The sequence below is a fragment of the Vibrio sp. Sgm 5 genome, assembly GCF_026241575.1.
Taxonomy (GTDB): Bacteria; Pseudomonadota; Gammaproteobacteria; order Enterobacterales; family Vibrionaceae; genus Vibrio; species Vibrio jasicida.
This window is the reverse complement of sequence record NZ_JAPHPY010000137.1, coordinates 1-595: the sequence shown is the minus strand read 5'-3', so window position 1 is coordinate 595 and position 595 is coordinate 1. Positions and strand designations below refer to the sequence as shown.

1 protein-coding gene is annotated in these 595 nt (G+C 45.0%); it reads right to left on the bottom strand.

Annotation, left to right across the window (positions count from 1 at the left end; genetic code table 11):
- Positions 1-595: IS110 family transposase (locus OQJ86_RS26395; protein WP_265992351.1), on the bottom strand; the 595-nt coding region annotated here is incomplete at both ends.

Sequence of the window (595 nt, the reverse complement as noted above, 5' to 3'; positions counted from 1 at the left end):
CTGTTGTTTCTATCCTAGATAGCACGGACCTCGCTCCATGTATAAATAGAGCGCGAAGGTGTTTGTTCCCTCGTTTACTCATGCCTAATAACTTTGATTTGCCACCCGTTGAATACTGCCTTGGAACGAGTCCTAGCCATGCAGCCATCTCGCGACCTCCACCAAAGTTTGAAGGAGAACTGATATTGGCCACACACAACGTTGCTGTTAAATCACCAATACCAGGAATACTCTTCAAAAGTTCGGCATTTTCATTATTTTCAGTAATCGCTTTCAGTTTTCTATCTTGAGTAGATACTTGCTCATTTAGGTATTTATAGTGCTCATGAATCGAGAGCAACTCAGCGACCAGACTCGGTGGTAGCTTTATATCTTGCTCGGCCAACCACTGAAATAGCGCTTTCATCTTGGCATGGCCTTTAGGAAAACTCAGCCCAAACTCAAGTAGTATTGCTCCAATTCGGCTCATACAAGCCGTTCGTTCTTTGATATAACCATCCCTCACTCGATGGATAGCTGCGATTACCTGAGCTTCCTCTGACTTGGCAGAGACAAATCTCATGCTTGGTCGACTCGCTGCTTCTGCTATCGCAGC